This is a genomic window from Sphingomonas sp. 7/4-4 (assembly GCF_027941955.1).
GTDB lineage: Bacteria > Pseudomonadota > Alphaproteobacteria > Sphingomonadales > Sphingomonadaceae > Sphingomonas.
Genome location: NZ_CP115960.1, coordinates 1,193,389 through 1,211,780 on the forward strand (window position 1 = coordinate 1,193,389; position 18,392 = coordinate 1,211,780).

Genomic DNA, 18,392 nt, shown 5'->3' on the forward strand with positions numbered 1-18,392 from the left:
GTCGTCAATCAGAATAGGTGTGTCGCTAGGTGGTCACGGCTTTCGGCCATCGGAGCGAAATATCTTGCCTCGACGATTCTGTCGGAAATGTACGGGTCACGAAACGCCAATTTTCTGAGTTACCAATGGATGACCAAATTCGCGAATGGGAGGCTTTTGAAAAAGCGCATCCGATCATCGTCGAAAACAGACTGACAGAACCCCATCCCATCATTTGGCAAACCGCCAAGCGAATAGGCTTTGCCTTCGATCCTTCGATACCGACTCCGCCAACCGATGATCGGTGGTTTAATATCGACGTGTCACCGGAGCGTGCAGAACGCGCGCTCTGCATTGCGAACGCCTTCGTCAAAGCATGCGAGCTACGCGGATTTGCACTGCGCCCTTGTGCATCCGCCGGACCTGACGGTGCCATTGCGGTGCTCATTGACGGAAGCTCCATTCCCATTCGTTTGCTCGAACAAGGCCATCCCTCCCCTCACCTCTCCCTGGAAGCGTCGGGCACATGGAATGATCGCATGAGCCGCCCACTCACGAAAAGGCTCAATTCCATCCTTCTTACTCTCCGGAAAATGGTGGCCCGGTCACAAGCATGGCAGCGCGAGCAGGAAAGGTACGAGCATCACATGGCAGAGCTGCACCGCACCCGCGATGAGCTGCGGGTGCAGGTGGAAGCAGAACAAAAGGCGGTCGATCAACTCCTCTTGGAAGCCGAGAACTGGAAACAGGCGCAATCCATCCGAGCCTACATCACAGCCGTCGAAGCCACACCCGCACGTCGGGGAAAGCGCAAGGAGCGCGCCGCATGGGTGACATGGGCGCACGCACAAGCGGATCGTCTTGATCCTCTATGCAAATCGTTGCCGTCAGTGCTGGATATTCCACGCTGGCGCTACCGTGAACTCCACCATTGCGAAGTCCTCAATGAGGACGGATCCATAGAGCGGATTTGCTAGGCAGATAACAGCGCGGGCGAGAGCACATCGCAGTCGGTAAGCACCGGCCATGGCGCAATGCCGAGGCAACCAATGAACTATCGTGAGGCAGGAAACACGCCGCCGTGCTGGCGGCGAGAAATTGTGGCCACGGACACAGTTTCGGACACAGACACAAAAACTGCCGACGTATCAATTTGATTTTAAATGTGAATTTTTCAGGTTGACGGGAACCTAAATCTGGCGCGTCTACCAGTTCCGCCACGCCCGCAGGGGCACCGCCGGTCGGCGGGCTCTATAGCAGTCATGGGTCCCGGGGCAAGCCGCGAAGCAACTTGCTTGGCCCCGCCGACGTTCAGCACGGGAAAAGGAGATACTTCATGCCCGTCGAGCCGCCGATTCCCGCCCAGCCCGAGCCCGCGCCGTCCGAAAATCCGGGCGCGCCGCAGCCGGCTCAGCCGACCACGCCGCCGCCCGAATACAACCCGCCTGCCCCCGATATCGATGTTCCGGCGCCCCAGCCCGGCGGCGATCCGAACATCGCCCCCGGGCAACCGATGGCCTGAGGCCGCGTTGACCCGTCGAGAGAGGCAGGGTCGATGGCGCATTACTATCTGAACCTGATCGACGGCCATGGCTTTACCCCCGATCGCGAGGGCGAGGACTTTCCCGATCTGGATGCCGCGCGCGAACGGGCCAAGGAAGGCGTACGCTCGATCTTGAGCGACGAAATCAAATCGGCCGGGCTGATCAACTTGCGGGGGCGAGATCGATGTTGCCGATCAACAGGGGTCCGTCGTCACGACGCTGCCCTTCCGCGACGCAGTCGAACTCAGGCTGGACGATTCGCCGCAGGGGCGAGAAGGCACGTGATCGAAGCGGCCAAGGTCAGCCCGCAGGAAGCCGCCGTACCGTCAGCACCTTCACCGGCGCCTCCGGAACCTCGCCTTTGAAGCTGCCCTGCAGCGTTTTGGTGGGCGAAGTCGGCGCGTCGAAGATCTTGAGGATTACGTCCATCCCCTCGGTCACGCGCCCAAAGGCGGCATAGCCGAGATTGTCGCCCGGCTTGCTCGGATCGGCATCGAACGAAGGCTGATCGCCGACCATGATCGTGAACTCGCCGCGCGCGCTGCCCGGCGCGAGCCGCGGCATCGACAGCGTGCCGTCGAGATGCTTGATGCTGGTCTCGCTGGTCGGCTCGTGCTTGATCGGCGGCAGTATCTTCGCGGGCGCGTTCTGCACGCCGAGCTGGACGAACCCGAAATGGTCCGCGACCTTGACGGTGCGATAGAAGACGATCCCGTCGAGGCGCTTCTGATCGACATAGCGCAGGAAATTGCGCGCAGTGATCGGCGCCTTGTCGGCATAGACTTCGACGACGACGCGGCCCGCGCTCGTCTCCAGCACCACGCGCGGATTGGTCGCGGGCGCCGGCGCGGCGGTCTGAGCGGCGGCAGGAAGCGCCAGCATGCCGGCCAGCAGCGCGAAAACCAGTCCCCGGATCATCTCACGCCTCCCCTGCCTCATCCTTCACCGCATCCTTCGCCCTGGCCAGTTTGGCGCTTTCGGCCTTGAGCGGCTTCGACACCGGACAGACCTCCTGCAGATAGCCGTTCAGCGCATTGGCGAGATTGGCCTCGACCAGCCGGTAATGCACATATTGCCCGCGCTTCTCGCTGGCCACCAGCCCGGCATTTTCGAGCACCGAGAGATGCTGCGATACCGCCGGTTTGGAGATCTCGAACCGCGCCGCGATCTCGCCGGCAGTCAGCTCGGCATGGCTCAGATAAGCGAGAATCTTCCGTCGGACGGTAGAGGACAGGGCTTCGAAGACGCGTTGCATACCCGGTAATTTAAGTGATTGCTTCATTGCTTTCCAGTCCGAATCTAGTAATTAGGTAATTCCTTAATTACCTGCGAGTCGCGACATGCATGATCCTCACGCGGTAAACAGCCTCATCGAGACGCCCGGAGCCGATCCGGTGGAGGGGCAGGTGCGCTGGAGCCCGATGCTGTCGATCTGGAATGGCGGCATGGCGGGCGGCGCGATCCTGCTCGGACCCCTCACCTTTTCGCCCGGCGCGCTCATCGTGTTCGTCCTGACCACGGGGGCGACGCTCCTGCTCGGCCATTCGGTCGGCTTCCATCGGCGCCTGATCCATCGCAGCTTCGAATGCCCGCTCTGGCTTGAGCGGGTCCTCGTCTGGTTCGGTACGATCGTCGGGATGAGCGGCCCGCACGGCATCATCCGCACCCATGACCTGCGCGACTGGGCCCAGCGCCAGCACAGCTGCCATCCCTATCTCAGCCACCGGCACCCGATGCTCAAGGACGCGTGGTGGCAGATGCACTGCCGGCTGGAGCTCGCGCATCCGCCCGCCTTCGATCTCGGCCGCGCGGGCAGCGACCGTGTCTACCGCTTCCTCGAAGCGACGTGGATGGTGCAGCAATTGCCGGTCGCGGCATTGCTGTTCTGGGCGGGCGGCTGGGGATTCGTCGTCTGGGGCGTCTGCGCGCGCGTCGCGATCTCGGTGCACGGGCATTGGTTCGTCGGGCATCTGGCGCACACAAAAGGCCCACAGCATTGGCTGGTCGAAGGCGCCGGCGTGCAGGCGCACGACGTTCCCTGGGCCGGCTTCGTCACGATGGGCGAGGCGTGGCACAACAACCACCACGCCTTCCCCGGCTCGGCGCGCATCGGTCTCTACCCGGGACAGAGCGATCTGGGGTTCGTGTTCATCCGGCTGCTGGAGCACGTGGGGCTGGCATGGAACGTACGGACGCCCGCGACGCTGCCCCGCCGCAGCGAGCTACAGCCATGCTGACCGAACAACGGCATGCGGGATGCGGCACGCAGACCGCGGCGCTGTTCTGCGGGAGCTGGGCCGCGGCCGCATTGTTCACTTGCTGGTTCATCGCGACGATGGGTCTTTGGGGCCTGATCGCCTTCCTGCCCGCTTTGGCGCTGATCGCGACCGTCGCACTGGTGCCCGGGCTTCTGCTTTACTGGTTGGCGGTCCAGATGCGGCTGGCGAATGGGTGGACCGCCACCATAGCCGGGTTGGTGGCCGGCGAAGCGGTCCTGTTCTTCGGCTGTGGCGAGCTACCGACCATGGCGCCGTTCCCGGTCGATACGCTATTGTTCGGCGCCGCCGGAATGGTCGGCGGCTTCGTGTTCTGGCGCAACGTGCGCCGCGAGACGAATGCGCCGGACGAGCCGGTCAGCCCGCCAGTGCCTTCTTGAGCAGCTCGTTGACCACTGCGGGATTGGCCTTGCCGCCCATCGCCTTCATCGTCTGGCCGACGAAGAAGCCGAACAGGGCCTCCTTGCCGCCGCGATACTGCTCGAGCTGGCCCGGATTCTTCGCCAGCACCTCGGCGATCACCGCTTCGATCGCGCCGGTGTCACTGGTCTGCTTGAGCCCGCGATCCTCGACGATCTTCGGCGCGCTGTCGCCGGTTTCGAGCATGATCTCGAACACCTGCTTGGCGAGCGGGCCCGAGATCGTGCCGTCGGCAACCAACGCGAGCAACTCGGCGCCCTGGACGGGGCTGACCGGGCTTTCGTCCAGTTCCTTGCCGAGGCGGTTTAGCGCGCCATAGAGATCCGAGATCAGCCAGTTGGCCGCGGGGCGCGCGACTTCCTGCTCGCCCTTGGCCTGGACCCGCGCCGATTCGGCCAGCAGCGCCTCGAACCAGCGCGCGGTCTCGGCATCGGCGGTCAGCACCGCCGCGTTATACGCGCTCAGCCCGAGATCACTCTCGTAGCGGCGGCGCTTGGCGTCGGGCAACTCGGGCAGGCTCGCCTTGCATGCGTCGAGGAACGCATCGTCGAGCACCAAGGGCAGCAGGTCCGGATCGGGGAAATAGCGATAGTCGTGCGCGTCTTCCTTCGAGCGCATCGAGCGGGTCTCGCCGCGATCGGGATCGAACAGGCGGGTTTCCTGAACGATGCGTCCGCCGCTCTCGAGCGTCTCGACCTGACGCCGCGCCTCATATTCGATCGCCGCCATCACGAAACGGACGGAATTGACGTTCTTGGTCTCGGTCCGCGTGCCGAGCTCGCCGCCCGGCTTGCGCACGCTGACATTGACGTCGGCGCGCATCGAGCCTTCTTCCATGTTGCCGTCGCACGAGCCGACATATCTCAGGATCGAGCGCAGCTTCTTGACGTAAGCTCCTGCTTCGGCAGGTGAACGCATGTCCGGACGGCTGACGATCTCCATCAGCGCGACGCCCGCGCGATTGAGGTCGACATAGGAGCGCGTCGGATGCTGGTCGTGCATCAGCTTGCCGGCATCCTGCTCGATATGGATGCGCTCGATCCCGATTTCCTTGGTGAAGGCTTCGGGGTCCTTCTCGTCGAGGCTGATCTCGATCCGGCCCTCGCCGACGATCGGGTGGTAGAGCTGGCTGATCTGATAGCCCTGCGGCAGATCGGCGTAGAAATAGTTCTTCCGGTCGAACCGCGAATATTTGTTGATCACCGCACCCAGCGCCATGCCGGTGCGCACCGCCTGGCGGATGCACTCCTTGTTCGGCGTCGGCAGCATGCCGGGCATGGCGGCGTCGATCAGCGACACCTGGCTGTTGGGCTCGGCGCCGAACTCGGTCGCCGCGCCCGAGAAGAGCTTGGCGTTGGAGGTCACCTGCGCATGGACCTCGAGGCCGATCACGACCTCCCACTCGCCGGTGTCGCCCTGAATACGAAATTCGCTCATCTTACTTCTTCCGTTCGGGCTGAGCCTGTCGAAGCCCAGCCCTCGATCGCAAGTACGCCCTTCGACAAGCTCAGGGCGAACGGATGTGTCACCACCAGCTCTCCGGCCGCGCCGTGAACCCGGCGCGCTGCTCGATCGCCAGCCCTGCGTCGAGCACGCCTTGCTCGTCGAGCGGCTTGCCGATGATCTGGAGGCCCAGCGGCAGCCCGCTTTTGTCGAGCCCGCCCGGCACCGACATCGCCGGCAACCCTGCGAGCGAGCTCGGCACGGTGAAGACGTCGTTGAGGTACATCGCCAGTGGATCGGCCGATTTCTCGCCCAGCGCGAACGCAGCGCTCGGCGCGGTCGGGGTCAGCAGCAAGTCGCAGTACGTCCACGCATTCTCGAAGTCGCGCGCGATCAGCGTCCGCACCTTCTGCGCCTGCGTGTAATAAGCGTCGTAGAAGCCCGCCGAAAGCACGTACGTGCCGATCAGGATGCGGCGCTTGACCTCGTCGCCGAAGCCGGCGGCGCGCGTCGCGGCGTACATGTCCTGGAGGTTCTGCCCTCGGCCAGCTCGCGCAGGCCGTAGCGCACGCCGTCATAGCGCGCGAGGTTCGACGAGGCCTCGGCCGGCGCGATGATGTAATAAGCGGGCAGCGCGTACTTCGTGTGCGGGAGCGATACCTCGACGACTTCGGCGCCGGCGTCCTTCAACCAGTCGATGCCCTGCTGCCAGAGCGCCTCGATCTCGGCCGGCATGCCGTCGACGCGATATTCCTTGGGAATGCCGATCTTCTTGCCGCGCAGGCTTCCGGAGAGATTCGCCTCCCATTTCGGCACCGCCAGCTCGAGCGACGTCGAATCCTTGGGATCGAACCCGGCCATGCTCTCGAGCAGGATCGCGCAATCCTGCACCGAGCGCGCCATCGGCCCGGCCTGGTCGAGCGACGAGGCGAAGGCGACCACGCCCCAGCGCGAGCAGCGGCCATAGGTCGGCTTGATGCCCGAAATGCCGGTGAACGCCGCCGGCTGGCGGATCGAGCCGCCGGTATCGGTGCCGGTAGCGCCCGGCACGACCCGCGCCGCGATCGCCGCGGACGACCCGCCCGAGGAGCCGCCGGGCGCCAGCGAGGCATTGTCGCCGCCGCCGCGCCGCCACGGCGAGATCACGTTGCCGAAGTACGAGGTCTCGTTGGACGAGCCCATCGCGAACTGGTCCATGTTGAGCTTGCCGAGCATGCCCGCGCCCGCGTCCCACAGCCGCTGCGACACGGTCGATTCATAGACCGGCTTGAAGCCTTCGAGGATGTGGCTCGCCGCCGTGGTCTGCACGCCCTTCGTCGCGAACAGGTCCTTCATGCCGATCGGCACGCCGGCCAGCGGCTTGAGCGTCTCGCCCGCCGCGCGCGCGGCATCGGCTTCCTTGGCGGCGGCGATGGCATGGTCGGGGGTCTCGACGATGAACGCGTTGAGCGCCTTCGCCTTGCTCACCTTGACGACGAACGCGTCGGCGACTTCGCGCGCCGAGAAACTGCCCATGCGGACGCCGTCGCGCAGCTGCGCGATGCCGAGATCGGTGATGTCGGTCATTCGACCACCTTCGGCACGGTGAAGAAGCCGTGCTCGCCCTGCGGCGCGTTCTGGAGGACGGCGTCGCGCTGCTGGCCCTCGGTCACCACGTCTTCCCGAAGCCGGAGCGTGTTGGGGATCACGGCGGTCATCGGCTCGACCGAGGACGTGTCGACCTCGCCCAATTGCTCGATCCAGCCGAGGATGTTGTTGAGCTCTGGCGCAAGGCGCTCGGCATCGGCATCGCTGATCGCGATCCGGGCGAGGCTGGCCACCTTCTTCACGGTTGCTGTGTCTACGGACATGAGGGCGCGACTAACAGCCGCGCCCCCGGCCTTCAAGCGCTGCTATTCGAATGCTTCGCCAACCGGCACGCCTCCGACGAACGCCTGTCGTCGCTGGACCGGGCGTATTTCGATACCGCCCGCGGCATAGCCCTTCGCACGCGCCGCTTTTTCAAGCTGGGAGTTTGCCGTCTGCGGCCAGGTGGCAGGTCCCCATTTGCCGTTCGCCAACGCATACCTGGCCTCGACGCGGCAATAATCGATCACTCCGAAAGCACGGATATCCTCATGCCGGGCAACCGGGCGCGTCGACGAGGGCTTGAAGCAGACATCTTTGAAAAGCAGTGCCTCGGTCCCGATGAAGACCAGGGTGCAGGTGAAACCACCGGTACATGCCGCGCTGGCACTGATCTGATCGCGCAGTTCGGGCGGAAGTTGCGCCCCCTTGGGCAGTATCCGCAACCTCTTTGTCAGCTCCTCGCGAAGCCGGATGCGCGTGTCGCCGTGCTCGACCACCCAGCGATTGGGTGCCTTGGCCACTTCGATCGCTCTCGCGCGGAAAAGCGGGTTGCCCGACGCGGCCAGCCGTTGAAGTGCAGCCCTTCCGGGCTTGCCGAAATCGAAGGCGAGCGCAGCCCAGTCAAACTTCGCCGACGGCGTCCTGCCCGATTCGAGCCGCGCGAGCTGGTCGCGCGTCGAGATCGCATTGAAGCTCACCAGCGGCGTCGCAAGCACCAAAGCCACGCCGCACACCACGAAGGCCAGCACCAGGTTGAGCGGCCGTATCCGCGCAGCCCAGTCCAACCGTCCGCGTATCAAGGCATAAAGATAGGCCCCGCCCCACAGGCAGGCGAGCGCGACGAACACGATTGCCCAGAGCCGCTGGGGAGTGAAGCCATATTGCCCGGTGCGCAGCGAAATCGCGATCGTGGCGAGCACCGCCAGCGGCAACATCACCGCCGCCAGCCCCATCGCGCCATAGCGCAGCAGCGGGAAGCGCCGCTCCTGATCGGGCGCATTGCCGATCACTGCGTTGGCGAGGACCAATGCGCCGGCGACGCAGAACAGCAGGATCGGCGTGGTCGACTTGGTCGCCTCCCACAATGCGTTCAGTCCGGTGAAGGGCAAAGCCAGCACGAACAGCACCAGCCCCACCGCGAGCACCGGCGCCAGCACCGCGAGCACCATCGCCACCACGCGCTGGAGCAGCCGCACCACGCCGTCATGCTCGCGCAGCAGGCCCAGCGCCGCCCCGAAGGCGAGCCCGATCAGCGAACGCCAGAACCAGTCCTTTTCGAGCAGTTCCTTGAGGAAATCGATCTTGATCAGATCGAACAGCAGCGCCAGCAGCCACGCCAGCGCGAAGACGATTCCGACGAACACCCAGCATGCGAACCACAAAACGACGTTGGTCCAGGCATGGTCGTGCACCGATTCGTACGGGAAGCGCCGGGCGCCTTCATCACGCGCCGCCTGGAACAGGGGTGCCGCGACCGCCACTGCGAGTAACAGGCTCACCATCCGCCAGCCTTCGCCGACGCTCCAGTCCTCGGGCGTGCCGTTCCACGCCACCACCAGCGCGCCGACCAACGCGAGCGCCGCCGCGAACAGCAGCGACCACCACCAAAGCCGCCGCTCGAGCGTGAATCCGGCCAGCCCCGCGACGAATACCACGCCGGTCACCGAGCTGGCCTGCAGCGTCGTCAGGTTGTTGTGAAAGCCGGGGCCGAGAATGCAATGCACCACGAATCCGGCGACGAGCCCCAATCCCGCCAGGATCAACGGCCGCGCCGCCCAGCCGTTCTCCGGTACCGGCCCCTCGCCTGCGATGGCTTCATCCCCCTGCATTGCCGATCTCCGATTTGTTGAAGCGCGTGATCTGGCGCAAGCCGCCCGCCGCGGCATGATCAAAGGCTGAGCTTTTCCTGAGCAGCGCCAATCTGTCCCCGTTTCGCCGCCGGAACATCCCCTGCCCCGATGGTTACGTCAACGCAGTTGCATCCGGCACAAGCGTGCGCCACGGGAACGCGATTGCAACGCGTCGGTTTATGTTGCACCGCACAATGGAGAGTGCGTTTTGGCCCGGAAGTTCCTGTATGTCGTCGCAGTCCTGATCGTGCTCGCGCTCGCCGCCGCCTTTGCCTATCGCTTCTACGGCGTTCAGCTGATGCGCCAGTTCATGGTGCCATCGGGCCAAGCCGTTGCGCTGCCGCCGCCCGATCGCGCCGCTTATGCCCGTGCCGACATGTGGATCGCCCGCCCCGACAAGCCGGGTAATCCCGCGCTCTGGACACCCGAGGGCTTCAAGCCCGCGGAGAAGCCCGAAGCGGCGGTGTTCTTCGTCCACCCGACTTCGTTCCTCGACACCGCGACGTGGAACGCCCCGCTCGACAATGCCGATGCCAACAGCCGTGCAGCCTTGTTCCTGCGCGGCCAGGCGAGCGCGTTCAATTCGGTCGGCGCAATCTGGGCGCCGCGCTATCGCCAGGCGACCTTCGGCGCCTTCCTCACCAACAAGGCGGCCGCGCAGCAGGCGCTCGACTTCGCCTATCGCGACGTCCTCGCCGCGTTCGACGAGTTCGTGAAGGAAGCCGGCGACCGCCCGATCCTCCTCGCCGGCCACAGCCAGGGCGCGCTCCATCTCTCGCGCCTGCTCGTCGATCGCGTCGCCGGCACGCCGCTCGCGAAGCGCGTGATTGCGGCCTATGTCGTCGGCTGGCCGGTCTCGATCACCGCGGACCTGCCCAAGATGGGGCTGCCCGCCTGCTCGCGTCCCGACGAGGCGGGCTGCATTCTCTCGTGGCAGAGCTTCTCCGAGCCCGCTGATCCCTCATTGATCCTCGACACGTTCGACGCGACCACCGGCTTCACTGGCAAGCCCCGCGCGGGAACGCCGATGATCTGCACCAACCCGCTCACCGGCAAGCCCGGCGGTTCCGCCCCGGCGGAGGCCAATCTCGGCACGCTGATCCCCGACATGAACTTTCAGTCGGCGAAGCTCGTCACCGGGCGGGTCCCCGCGCGCTGCGACGGCCGCGGCTTCGTCACGATCGGCCGCACGCCCCCGATTTCGGCCAGTACGTCCTGCCCGGCAACAATTACCACGTGTTCGACTACAGCCTGTTCTGGGCGAACGTGCGCCAGGATGCCGAGCGCCGGCTGGCGGCGTACAAGTCCTGATCCGTCACCCCGGCGAACGCCGGGGCCCAGAGTTTCTCATTCCCGCCGGTCCTGCTTGGCTCTGGGTCCCGGCTTTCGCCGGGATGACGGAAACGCTAGAGGAGCCCGCGTGATCACCACTGCCTCCGCCGAATTCCGCGCCGCGCTGCCCGCCGGCGGGCGCCTGCTCGGGCTCGATGTCGGCACCAAGACGATCGGCACTGCGCTCTGCGACGCCGGCTGGAGTTTCGCCAGCCCCGCTTCACTGATCCGCCGCACCAAATTCACCAAGGACAAGGCCGCGCTTGCCGGACTGATCGCGCAACAGCAGGTCAAGGGCCTCGTCATCGGCTTGCCGCTCAACCTCGACGGCACCGACAGTCCCCGCACCCAATCCACCCGCGCCTTCGCGCGCAATCTCGACGACATGGCCCTCCCCATCCTGCTCTGGGACGAGCGCTGGTCGACCGTCGCTGTGGAGCGCACGCTGATCGAGCAGGATTTCAGCCGCGCCCGCCGCGCCGAGATGATCGACAACATGGCAGCAGCGCATATCCTTCAGGCCGCGATCGACGCGCTGGTGAACGTGGCTTAGTCGCCGCTACCCGCAAATTTCCATCCGGCGTCATAATATACCGCACGCTGACCTCCGCTCCCTGATTGTTTCAGACGGGAAACGTTCCGACTGGTTCAAGACGGCTTGCCCGTGGTGCGGTCCCCGGCTAACCCGCCCTTTTAATGCAAGCTTCCGATCACAGCCCCGCGGCGCAGCTTCCCGGCCGCGCCGCCTTCCCGCACCGGCATCTGACCGGCATCGCGGGACTCCAGCCCCACGAGATCGTCTTCCTGCTCGACGAGGCCGAGCAATGGGTCGAGGCGAACCGCACCCGCGCCAAGAGCGACAAGCGCCTCGAAGGCCTCACCCAGATCAATGCCTTTTTCGAGAATTCGACGCGGACCCTGCTCTCGTTCGAGATCGCCGGAAAGCGGCTCGGCGCCGATGTCGTCAACATGCACGCTGCGCAGTCGAGCGTGAAGAAGGGCGAGACGCTGATCGACACCGCGGTGACATTGAACGCGATGCGCGCCGATGTGATCGTCATCCGCCACATGAGCTCGGGCGCAGTCGATCTGATCGCCGAGAAGGTCGATTGCCCGGTGCTCAATGCCGGCGACGGCTGGCACGAACACCCCACCCAGGCGCTGCTCGACGCACTCACCATCCGCCGCCGCCGCGGCAGCGTCGCCGGCCAGCGCGTGGTGATCTGCGGCGACATCCTCCACAGCCGGGTCGCGCGCTCGAACATGCTGGCGCTGACCGCATTGGCCGCCGAGGTCCGGGTCGTCGCTCCCTCGACGCTGATGCCGGCGGCGATCGAGCGGATGTACGTCCAGCCCTTCACCGATTTCGACGCCGCGCTGGAAGGCGCCGACGTGGTGATGATGCTCCGCGTCCAGAACGAACGGATGGCCGGCGGCTACATCCCCTCCACCCGCGAATTCCACATGCGCTACGGCCTCACGCCCGAGCGGCTGGCCCGCGCCAAGCCTGATGCTTTGGTGATGCATCCGGGCCCGATGAACCGCGGTGTCGAGATCGAATCCTCGGTCGCCGATCACCCGACCCGCAGCGCGATCACCGAACAGGTCGAGATGGGCGTGGCGGTGCGCATGGCCTGCCTCGACGTGCTCACCCGCAGCGAGCGCGGCGTGGAGGGCTGGGCATGAAGACCGTCTTCCAAAACGCACAACTCGTCTGCCCGATTGGCGGTGTCTCCCGTGGCGATCTTCTCGTCGAAGGTGACGCGATCGTCGCGGTCGGCAACTTCGATGTGCCCGCGGATGCCGAACGGGTCGACCTCGCCGGCAAGACGCTCGCCCCCGCGCTGATCGATCTCGGCGTATTCGCGGTCGATCAGGCCGCCTGCCGCGCCGGCGGCATCGCCCGCGTCGGGCTGATGCCCGATCAGTCGCCGGTGCTCGACGATCCCGGCATCATCCGCCGCGCCGCGCTCTCGGGCAAACCCGCGCTCTGGGTCCACCCGCTCGCCGCGGCGACCCGCGCTCTCGAAGGCCATGATCTCGGCGAGATGGCGATCAACGCCTCGGCCGGTGCCCGCGCCGTCGCCACCGGGCGCGGCTGGATCGCCTCGGCGGCGACGATGCGCAAGGTGCTCGCTTATGCCCGCGACATCGGCGTGGTGGTGGTCGCGCATGCCGAGGATGGCGGCCTCACCGACGGCACCGTCGCGACCGAGGGCGAGACCGCCACGCGCCACGGCCTCCCCGCCGCCCCCGCCATCGCCGAGGCGCTCGCAGTGGCGCGCGACCTGATGCTTGCCGAGGAAACGCAGGCGCGCATTCATTTCCGCCAGGTCACCACCGCCGCCGCCTTCGACCTGATCCGCACCGCCAAGCGCCGCGGCGTGCGCGTCACCTGCGGGATCACGCCTGCGCATCTCCTGCTCTCGGACATCGCGATGAGCGACTTCCGCACCTTCGCCCGGCTCTCGCCCCCATTGCGCGACGAAAGCGACCGTCAGGCGGCGCTGGCGGCGGTCAAGGACGGCACGATCGACGTGATCGCATCGGGCCACGATCCCCGCGGCCCCGAGGCCAAGCGCCTGCCCTTCGTCGACGCCGAGCCCGGCATGTCGGGCGCGGAAACCCTGCTCGCATTGTCGCTGGGGCTGGTCCGCGACGGGCTGATCCCGATCGAGCGCCTGTTCGCATTGCTCGCCGCGAATCCCGCGAAGATCCTCGGCCTGAAGACCGGCACGCTCGAGCCCGGCACCCCCGCCGACCTCATCGTCCTCGATCCCGGCACGCCGTGGCAGATCGAAGCCGAACGCATGGTCGCCCGCGCCGGCAACACTCCGTTCGATCGCCTGCCGGTCCAGGGCAAGGTGCTGAGCCTGTTCAAGGGCGGCACGCTGGTCGAATAGGAGACGCGAATGCGGGGGCTCATCTTCGATACGCTGTTCGACTTCCTGCCCTGGAAGGTGCAGCTGGCACTGCTCGCCGGCTTCATTCTGATCGTCGTCGCCGTCGTGTTCTGGGCGACACGCGCCTAGTTCAAATTTGGTCGTGATCAAATCAGATCACGTAATCAGATCGTATTTCGGTTTGCAGCCGGGTTCACGCTTATTCCATTCCGGAATCACTCTCAGTCGGCGCTTGCCCCAATAGCTCAGGTCCATGGAAATCCTGACGGGGACACCTTGCCGGGTGAAGATTACCTGATCTCCCCTGTGATCAGTACCGGTATAACAATATCGCCAGCCCTTGTTCTTCAGCGCATCCCGGATTTTGTAGACCGCATACTGATCCCTGTCGTGCCACAGGGTCAGCTCGTAAAAGCCGCCGCCCCCGCGCCCGCCGGCCAGATCGACTGCGGCTTCATAGGGGCCCTGACCCAACAGCATCACTGCATGCCGGCGGCAACGCACGCGGATGGCATCGGGATTGAAGCAGGCGTCAAAGCCGTTGCGCTGCGCATCGGCCATGCTGCCGCTGACGGGAAGACCGCCGAACGAGAGCATCGGCGGAGCGGGACGATCCGGATCGCACCCGGCACACAGCATCAGGGCCGATAAAATCGCTGTGCGGCGTATCAAGTCGATGGGCAGCATCTGGACGGGTGGCAATCGACAGCCTTGATCCGCCGCCGGAGAAGTTGTCGCACCATGGATTGTTCCGCTTGCTGGACCGCTTGCAGAATGTCTCACCGTTTTTCGCGATGCAAGCCGGCCAATGGCGCCCAATCCTCCCCCGCTTAGCAGGGGAGGATTGAAGATCTCCACAAACGAAAAAGGCCGGAGCGTGAGCCCCGGCCTTTTCGTGACGAAACTGGTTCGGCTCAGCGGGCGGCGACTTGCGCGCGTCCGTTGCCCTTGACCCAGGCGGCAAGGCTGTCGCCGGCGCCGACGCGGACGAAGCAGGAACTGCCGCTGGCGCGTACCTGACTGCAGAGCGAGGCGGCACCTGCGCGGTCGAAGCCGCCGACCGACAGGCGATAGAAATTACCCGCCGCGGTCGAGAACTTGACGCCCTGCGGGGTTTCGCCGCGGAGCGCGGGAACACGGCTGGCATGCCGCGCCCAGCCGTCGCGGGCGACTTCGGCGTTCGCATAGGCGCCGAGCTGGACATAGTAATTGCCGGGCTTGGCCTTCACGGCGGCGACAGGCGACGCGGCGGGAGCCGAAGCTTTGGCGACGCGAACCGGCGCCTTGGCGGCGACGGGCGCGGGCGCCCGCTCTGCGACGCGGATCTGCTGGACCACTTCGGCGCGCGGGCCGAACACGACCTGCGGACCGGTGCCGGCGACCTGTTGCGGTTCGGGCTGCACTTCCGGCGCGGGCGCGGGTGCAGGTGCGGCGGCGACTTCGACAGGCGCTTCGGCGACGGCCTGCTCCGCGCCCTGCGGCACGCCGGGCATATAGGCATCGACCGGATCGGCCGGAGCGACTGCCGCCACGGCGACATTTGGCTGCTGCGAAAGCGCGAGCGCAACCGGCTGGCCGCCGTCCTGCACCGGCACCACGTTCAGCAGCGACGCGACCTGGTCATAGGCGTTGGTCGGCCGCGAGAAGCGCGCCCATTCCATCATCCGCTCCTGAAGCTTGTCCGGAGCGACGTCCATCGCCGCGATCTCGTTGGCCTGCTTCCAGCGGCCGGCGAGCGCGAGGCTGAGCGCGAGGTTCTGGCGGGTCTTGGCGGTGGCGGTCGCTTCGCGCGCCGCCGGGCCGAGGATGTCGATCGCAGTCACCGGATCGCCGGCGAGCGCGAAAGCGAGCCCGCGGTCGCTTGCGGGAATCTTGTCGCCGCTGGCCTGCAGCGTGGTGCGCGCGCCCTGCCAGTCGCCCTGCGCGATCTTGGCGAGGACGAGGTTGAGCGCGACGCGGCCGTCGGCCGGATCGAGCGTCAGCGCGTCGGTGAGCGCCTGCGAAGCCGAAGTGAAGCGGCCCGCGAGCAGATAGGCCTGGCCCAGCAGCGCGCGATAATCGGCGTTGGTCGGATCGTTGGCGACCGCGGCTTCGGCGTGCTGCACGGCGTCGCCGCCCTTGCGCTTCGCAATCGCCTTCTCCGCCGCTTTGGCTTCCACTTCCGCCTTTTTGGCGTTGGCGCCCGAAGTCGCGAAGGCCGAGCTGGTGAAGCCCTGCGTCGCGATACCGGTCACCGCCACGCCGCCCAGCACGAGCGCCGAGAGGCCGAACTTGATCATCTTACGGCTGTTCATGGTCATGTCCTTCACCCACGGTTCGTGGCGGGTTCGATCTGGCCGGCAAGGGTGTCGATGCCCTCGAGTGTTTCGAGAAACTGGTCGAGCGCCTGCGTCACCAGCTGCTGCGCCGAGCGGCAGGTGATCGCCGAAGCGAGGCGGAGCTTGAGATGGCGCTCCTGGTCGAGACGCAGCGTGAACGCGGCCTTGGCCTTTTTCGAAGCGACTTCGCGCACCACCCGGGCGAGCGTGCCTTCCGGAACTTCCGGCACATGCTTGAGCACCGGCTCGCGCTTCATCTTGCGCGCGGGCACCATCAGCGGCGCGTAATCGACTTCGGCCTCGACGGCATATTCCGCGGGCGCGAATTCGGGTTCCGGCTCAGGCGCATGGGCCGGCGCGGCGAGCTGCTCGTCGAGCGCCTCGAGCTGGCGGAGCACGGCGGGCTTGGGTGCCTCGATCGCCTCGTCGACCGGGGCGACATAGGGCATCTGCACCGGCGCCTGCTGGAAGTCGTGGCCCATGTCGTTCCAGCCGAGATCTTCCTGCGGTCCCGTGTTCATCTGCAGGAAGCCCTGCGGACGCATTGCCGGACGCGCCTGACCCTTGCGGGCGAGGAGACTGGAGGAGAGCGAAGCGAGGGGTTTGGAGGTGCCGATCATCGCCGCCTCCTCAGCCGACCACGCGGCGGCCGAAGCCACCTGCGCGAGGCGCCTGACCGAACTGGCTCGGCTGCGCCGGCGGCGCGAACACGGTGCGGCGGAAATTCTTCTCGAGCCGGTCGAAGATATAGGCCCAGAGCCCGGCGACCTCACCGGCGGACTTGCCGCGCGGATCGGTTTCCATGACGGTGCGGCCGTCGATCATCGACGCCGCGAAATCGGTGCGGTGGTGCAGCGTGATCGGCGCGACGGTGCCGTGCTGCGACAATGCGACCGCGGCTTCCGAAGTGATCCGGGCCTTGGGCGTCGCGCCGTTGACCACGAAGATCAGCGGCTTGCCGGCGCGTTCGCACAGATCGACCGTGGCGCCGACGGCACGCAGATCGTGTGGGGACGGACGCGTCGGGATGACGATCAGTTCGGCGACCTGGATCACGCTCTGGATCGCCATGGTGATGGCGGGAGGCGTGTCGATCACCGCCATGCGGAAACCCTGCTGGCGCAGGACCTCGAGATCCGCCGCGAGCCGCGCGACCGTGGTCTGGGCGAACGCCGGATACTCCGTGTCGCGCTCGTTCCACCAATCGGAGAGCGAACCCTGAGGGTCGATATCGATGAGAACGACAGGCCCGTGGCCAGCCAGCTGTGCCTGCACCGCAAGGTGACCGGACAGCGTGGTCTTGCCAGACCCACCCTTCTGCGATGCCATCGCTAGAACGCGCATGAACCCCTCGGAAACTCGGTATTACGGAGGACCTGATGCCATGCCGGTCAATAAGAAGCGGTTAACGCGTTCCGCCTTGGTACGGTCTTGGTTTCCCGGCCGGTAAGGATATCTTTGCCTGTGGGTAGTTAAGTGGCATTCATCTCTTTTCATGGGGTGGTGGAGCGTGCTCGGAATGAAGTCTCTGTGGATGGCCGCCGTCGCGGGTGCCCTGCTGCTGGTGGCACCGGCCTGCGCGCAGGAAGACCCGGTCAGGGCCGGCGTCGATGCCTATGAGCGCGGTGATTATCGCACCGCGGTCGAGAAATGGCGCCCCGCTGCCGACCAGGGCAATGCCGACGCGCAGTTCAACATGGGCCAGGCCTATAAGCTCGGCCGCGGCGTCGCAGTCGATCTCAAGGCGGCCGAGGCCTGGTATCGCAAGGCCGCGCTGCAGGGGCATGAACAGGCCGAGGGCTATTACGGCCTCGCTCTATTCGAGAACGGCAAGCGCGCAGATGCGGTCCCCTGGCTCCAGCGCGCTGTCGGCCGCGGCGATGCGCGCGCGCAGTACATCCTCGGCATCATGCTGTTCAATGGCGACGGCGTGGCGAAGGACTGGGTCCGCGCCTATGCGCTGATGGTCCGCGCCTCCTCGACCGGGCTCGACGCCGCGGTCAAGGCGCGTGCGCAGATGGACCAATATATGCCGCTGGGCGATCGCCAGCAGGGCCTCGCCCTCTCGCGCAAGTACGAAGACGAATTCAACAAGGGTGGCCGTCCGCTGCCGCCGGTCGAGGTCGCGGAGAATAATCGCCCCGTCCCGCCCGCCGTCACGCGTCCGGCGCCGCGCACCACGCCGCCCGCCCCTGCTCCGGCACGCGCCACCCCTGCTCCGGTGCGCGCCACGCCGGCGCCTGCGCAGGATGGCGGCTGGCGCGTTCAGCTCGGCGCGTTCGGCGATCCGGGCAATGCGCGAAAGCTGTGGAGCCAAATGAGCGGACGCTTCCCCGGCCGCCAGCCTTACTTCGTCAAGACGGGCGCGCTCACCAGGCTTCTCGTCGGCCCCTTCGCCTCGCGTGCGGCCGCCGCCGGTGCCTGTGGCAGCGTCAAACCCTGCGTTCCGGTCGCCCGCTGAGTGGAGGGAATTGCTTCG

Annotated in this window: 18 protein-coding genes and 2 pseudogenes; 10 read left to right on the forward strand and 10 right to left on the reverse strand. The window is 66.2% G+C overall.

Annotated elements, in window-relative coordinates:
• Positions 1-125 precede the first annotated feature (125 nt).
• The 3 genes from PIB19_RS06060 (at position 126) to PIB19_RS23510 (ending at position 1,888) form a co-directional block, all read left to right on the forward strand.
• Entirely contained in the window at positions 126-956 is an 831-nt protein-coding gene (locus PIB19_RS06060; RefSeq protein WP_271240081.1) for a hypothetical protein, read from the forward strand.
• Positions 957-1,315: 359 nt separating this feature from the next.
• A complete protein-coding gene (locus PIB19_RS06065; RefSeq protein ID WP_271240082.1) occupies positions 1,316-1,501 on the forward strand; it encodes a hypothetical protein in 186 nt (61 codons plus the stop codon).
• A 33-nt stretch (positions 1,502-1,534) separates the two neighbouring features.
• Positions 1,535-1,888, forward strand: a complete 354-nt coding sequence (locus tag PIB19_RS23510) for a DUF6894 family protein (protein ID WP_443018708.1) — start codon at positions 1,535-1,537, stop codon at positions 1,886-1,888.
• On the opposite strand, the gene PIB19_RS06070 is transcribed toward PIB19_RS23510, so the two are convergent.
• Together PIB19_RS06070 and PIB19_RS06075 are read right to left on the reverse strand one after the other, a co-directional pair.
• On the reverse strand, positions 1,824-2,441 hold the full coding sequence (locus PIB19_RS06070) for a peptidylprolyl isomerase (protein ID WP_271240083.1): 618 nt from the start codon (positions 2,439-2,441) through the stop codon (positions 1,824-1,826). The genes PIB19_RS23510 and PIB19_RS06070 overlap by 65 nt on opposite strands.
• Position 2,442: 1 nt before the next feature.
• The gene (locus PIB19_RS06075) at positions 2,443-2,778 is read right to left on the reverse strand and encodes a metalloregulator ArsR/SmtB family transcription factor (RefSeq protein WP_271240084.1); all 336 of its coding nucleotides are present in this window, start codon (positions 2,776-2,778) and stop codon (positions 2,443-2,445) included.
• 85 nt (positions 2,779-2,863) lie between these two features.
• Here PIB19_RS06075 and PIB19_RS06080 point away from each other — a divergent pair, with 85 nt between their 5' ends.
• Together PIB19_RS06080 and PIB19_RS06085 are read left to right on the forward strand one after the other, a co-directional pair.
• Positions 2,864-3,760, forward strand: a complete 897-nt coding sequence (locus PIB19_RS06080; RefSeq protein WP_271240085.1) for an acyl-CoA desaturase — start codon at positions 2,864-2,866, stop codon at positions 3,758-3,760.
• Positions 3,754-4,179, forward strand: a complete 426-nt coding sequence (locus tag PIB19_RS06085) for a hypothetical protein (protein WP_271240086.1) — start codon at positions 3,754-3,756, stop codon at positions 4,177-4,179. The genes PIB19_RS06080 and PIB19_RS06085 overlap by 7 nt, the downstream gene beginning before the upstream one ends.
• Here PIB19_RS06085 and gatB read toward each other — a convergent pair.
• From gatB to PIB19_RS06105, 4 genes and pseudogenes are all read right to left on the reverse strand, one after another.
• Positions 4,157-5,656, reverse strand: a complete 1,500-nt coding sequence (gene gatB, locus PIB19_RS06090) for an Asp-tRNA(Asn)/Glu-tRNA(Gln) amidotransferase subunit GatB (protein ID WP_271240087.1) — start codon at positions 5,654-5,656, stop codon at positions 4,157-4,159. The two genes, PIB19_RS06085 and gatB, sit on opposite strands and share 23 nt — an antisense overlap.
• Before the next feature lie 88 nt (positions 5,657-5,744).
• Positions 5,745-7,228: pseudogene (gene gatA, locus PIB19_RS06095) on the reverse strand (Asp-tRNA(Asn)/Glu-tRNA(Gln) amidotransferase subunit GatA).
• A complete protein-coding gene (gene gatC / locus PIB19_RS06100; protein ID WP_056614001.1) occupies positions 7,225-7,512 on the reverse strand; it encodes an Asp-tRNA(Asn)/Glu-tRNA(Gln) amidotransferase subunit GatC in 288 nt (95 codons plus the stop codon). Before gatC ends, gatA begins: the two are co-directional and overlap by 4 nt.
• Before the next feature lie 42 nt (positions 7,513-7,554).
• Positions 7,555-9,339: a DUF4153 domain-containing protein gene (locus PIB19_RS06105; RefSeq protein WP_271240088.1), complete on the reverse strand. Its 1,785-nt coding sequence runs from the start codon at positions 9,337-9,339 to the stop codon at positions 7,555-7,557.
• 229 nt (positions 9,340-9,568) lie between these two features.
• On the opposite strand from PIB19_RS06105, the pseudogene PIB19_RS06110 reads away from it, so the two are divergent.
• From PIB19_RS06110 to PIB19_RS06125, 4 genes and pseudogenes are all read left to right on the forward strand, one after another.
• Positions 9,569-10,671 (forward strand): annotated as a pseudogene (locus PIB19_RS06110) (DUF3089 domain-containing protein).
• A 109-nt stretch (positions 10,672-10,780) separates the two neighbouring features.
• The gene (ruvX, locus tag PIB19_RS06115; RefSeq protein WP_271240089.1) at positions 10,781-11,245 is read left to right on the forward strand and encodes a Holliday junction resolvase RuvX; all 465 of its coding nucleotides are present in this window, start codon (positions 10,781-10,783) and stop codon (positions 11,243-11,245) included.
• A gap of 143 nt (positions 11,246-11,388) precedes the next feature.
• The gene (locus PIB19_RS06120) at positions 11,389-12,378 is read left to right on the forward strand and encodes an aspartate carbamoyltransferase catalytic subunit (RefSeq protein WP_056614012.1); all 990 of its coding nucleotides are present in this window, start codon (positions 11,389-11,391) and stop codon (positions 12,376-12,378) included.
• On the forward strand, positions 12,375-13,595 hold the full coding sequence (locus tag PIB19_RS06125; RefSeq protein ID WP_271240090.1) for a dihydroorotase: 1,221 nt from the start codon (positions 12,375-12,377) through the stop codon (positions 13,593-13,595). The genes PIB19_RS06120 and PIB19_RS06125 overlap by 4 nt, the downstream gene beginning before the upstream one ends.
• A 156-nt stretch (positions 13,596-13,751) precedes the next feature.
• Here PIB19_RS06125 and PIB19_RS06130 read toward each other — a convergent pair whose 3' ends face one another.
• The 4 genes from PIB19_RS06130 to PIB19_RS06145 form a co-directional block, all read right to left on the reverse strand.
• Entirely contained in the window at positions 13,752-14,282 is a 531-nt protein-coding gene (locus PIB19_RS06130; RefSeq protein WP_271240091.1) for a hypothetical protein, read from the reverse strand.
• 227 nt (positions 14,283-14,509) lie between these two features.
• Positions 14,510-15,889: an SPOR domain-containing protein gene (locus tag PIB19_RS06135; RefSeq protein ID WP_271240092.1), complete on the reverse strand. Its 1,380-nt coding sequence runs from the start codon at positions 15,887-15,889 to the stop codon at positions 14,510-14,512.
• 11 nt (positions 15,890-15,900) lie between these two features.
• Positions 15,901-16,533 (reverse strand): hypothetical protein, encoded by a 633-nt coding sequence (locus PIB19_RS06140; protein WP_336297267.1) that lies wholly within the window; start codon positions 16,531-16,533, stop codon positions 15,901-15,903.
• 10 nt (positions 16,534-16,543) lie between these two features.
• Positions 16,544-17,257, reverse strand: coding sequence for a ParA family protein (locus PIB19_RS06145; protein ID WP_271240093.1), 714 nt, complete (start codon positions 17,255-17,257; stop codon positions 16,544-16,546).
• 175 nt (positions 17,258-17,432) lie between these two features.
• Here PIB19_RS06145 and PIB19_RS06150 point away from each other — a divergent pair, with 175 nt between their 5' ends.
• Positions 17,433-18,374: an SPOR domain-containing protein gene (locus tag PIB19_RS06150; protein WP_271240094.1), complete on the forward strand. Its 942-nt coding sequence runs from the start codon at positions 17,433-17,435 to the stop codon at positions 18,372-18,374.
• The last annotated feature ends 18 nt before the right edge of the window (positions 18,375-18,392 follow it).

Excerpts from the sequence above, each read along its gene's own strand:
- PIB19_RS06060 (WP_271240081.1), top strand. The coding sequence starts at position 126 with ATGGATGACCAAATTCGCGAATGGGAGGCTTTTGAAAAAGCGCATCCG.
- PIB19_RS06065 (WP_271240082.1), top strand. The coding sequence starts at position 1,316 with ATGCCCGTCGAGCCGCCGATTCCCGCCCAGCCCGAGCCCGCGCCGTCC.
- PIB19_RS23510 (WP_443018708.1), top strand. The coding sequence starts at position 1,535 with ATGGCGCATTACTATCTGAACCTGATCGACGGCCATGGCTTTACCCCC.
- PIB19_RS06070 (WP_271240083.1), bottom strand. The coding sequence starts at position 2,441 with ATGATCCGGGGACTGGTTTTCGCGCTGCTGGCCGGCATGCTGGCGCTT.
- PIB19_RS06075 (WP_271240084.1), bottom strand. The coding sequence starts at position 2,778 with ATGCAACGCGTCTTCGAAGCCCTGTCCTCTACCGTCCGACGGAAGATT.
- PIB19_RS06080 (WP_271240085.1), top strand. The coding sequence starts at position 2,864 with ATGCATGATCCTCACGCGGTAAACAGCCTCATCGAGACGCCCGGAGCC.
- PIB19_RS06085 (WP_271240086.1), top strand. The coding sequence starts at position 3,754 with ATGCTGACCGAACAACGGCATGCGGGATGCGGCACGCAGACCGCGGCG.
- gatB (WP_271240087.1), bottom strand. The coding sequence starts at position 5,656 with ATGAGCGAATTTCGTATTCAGGGCGACACCGGCGAGTGGGAGGTCGTG.
- gatC (WP_056614001.1), bottom strand. The coding sequence starts at position 7,512 with ATGTCCGTAGACACAGCAACCGTGAAGAAGGTGGCCAGCCTCGCCCGG.
- PIB19_RS06105 (WP_271240088.1), bottom strand. The coding sequence starts at position 9,339 with ATGCAGGGGGATGAAGCCATCGCAGGCGAGGGGCCGGTACCGGAGAAC.
- PIB19_RS06120 (WP_056614012.1), top strand. The coding sequence starts at position 11,389 with ATGCAAGCTTCCGATCACAGCCCCGCGGCGCAGCTTCCCGGCCGCGCC.
- PIB19_RS06125 (WP_271240090.1), top strand. The coding sequence starts at position 12,375 with ATGAAGACCGTCTTCCAAAACGCACAACTCGTCTGCCCGATTGGCGGT.
- PIB19_RS06130 (WP_271240091.1), bottom strand. The coding sequence starts at position 14,282 with ATGCTGCCCATCGACTTGATACGCCGCACAGCGATTTTATCGGCCCTG.
- PIB19_RS06135 (WP_271240092.1), bottom strand. The coding sequence starts at position 15,889 with ATGAACAGCCGTAAGATGATCAAGTTCGGCCTCTCGGCGCTCGTGCTG.
- PIB19_RS06140 (WP_336297267.1), bottom strand. The coding sequence starts at position 16,533 with ATGATCGGCACCTCCAAACCCCTCGCTTCGCTCTCCTCCAGTCTCCTC.
- PIB19_RS06145 (WP_271240093.1), bottom strand. The coding sequence starts at position 17,257 with ATGCGCGTTCTAGCGATGGCATCGCAGAAGGGTGGGTCTGGCAAGACC.
- PIB19_RS06150 (WP_271240094.1), top strand. The coding sequence starts at position 17,433 with ATGAAGTCTCTGTGGATGGCCGCCGTCGCGGGTGCCCTGCTGCTGGTG.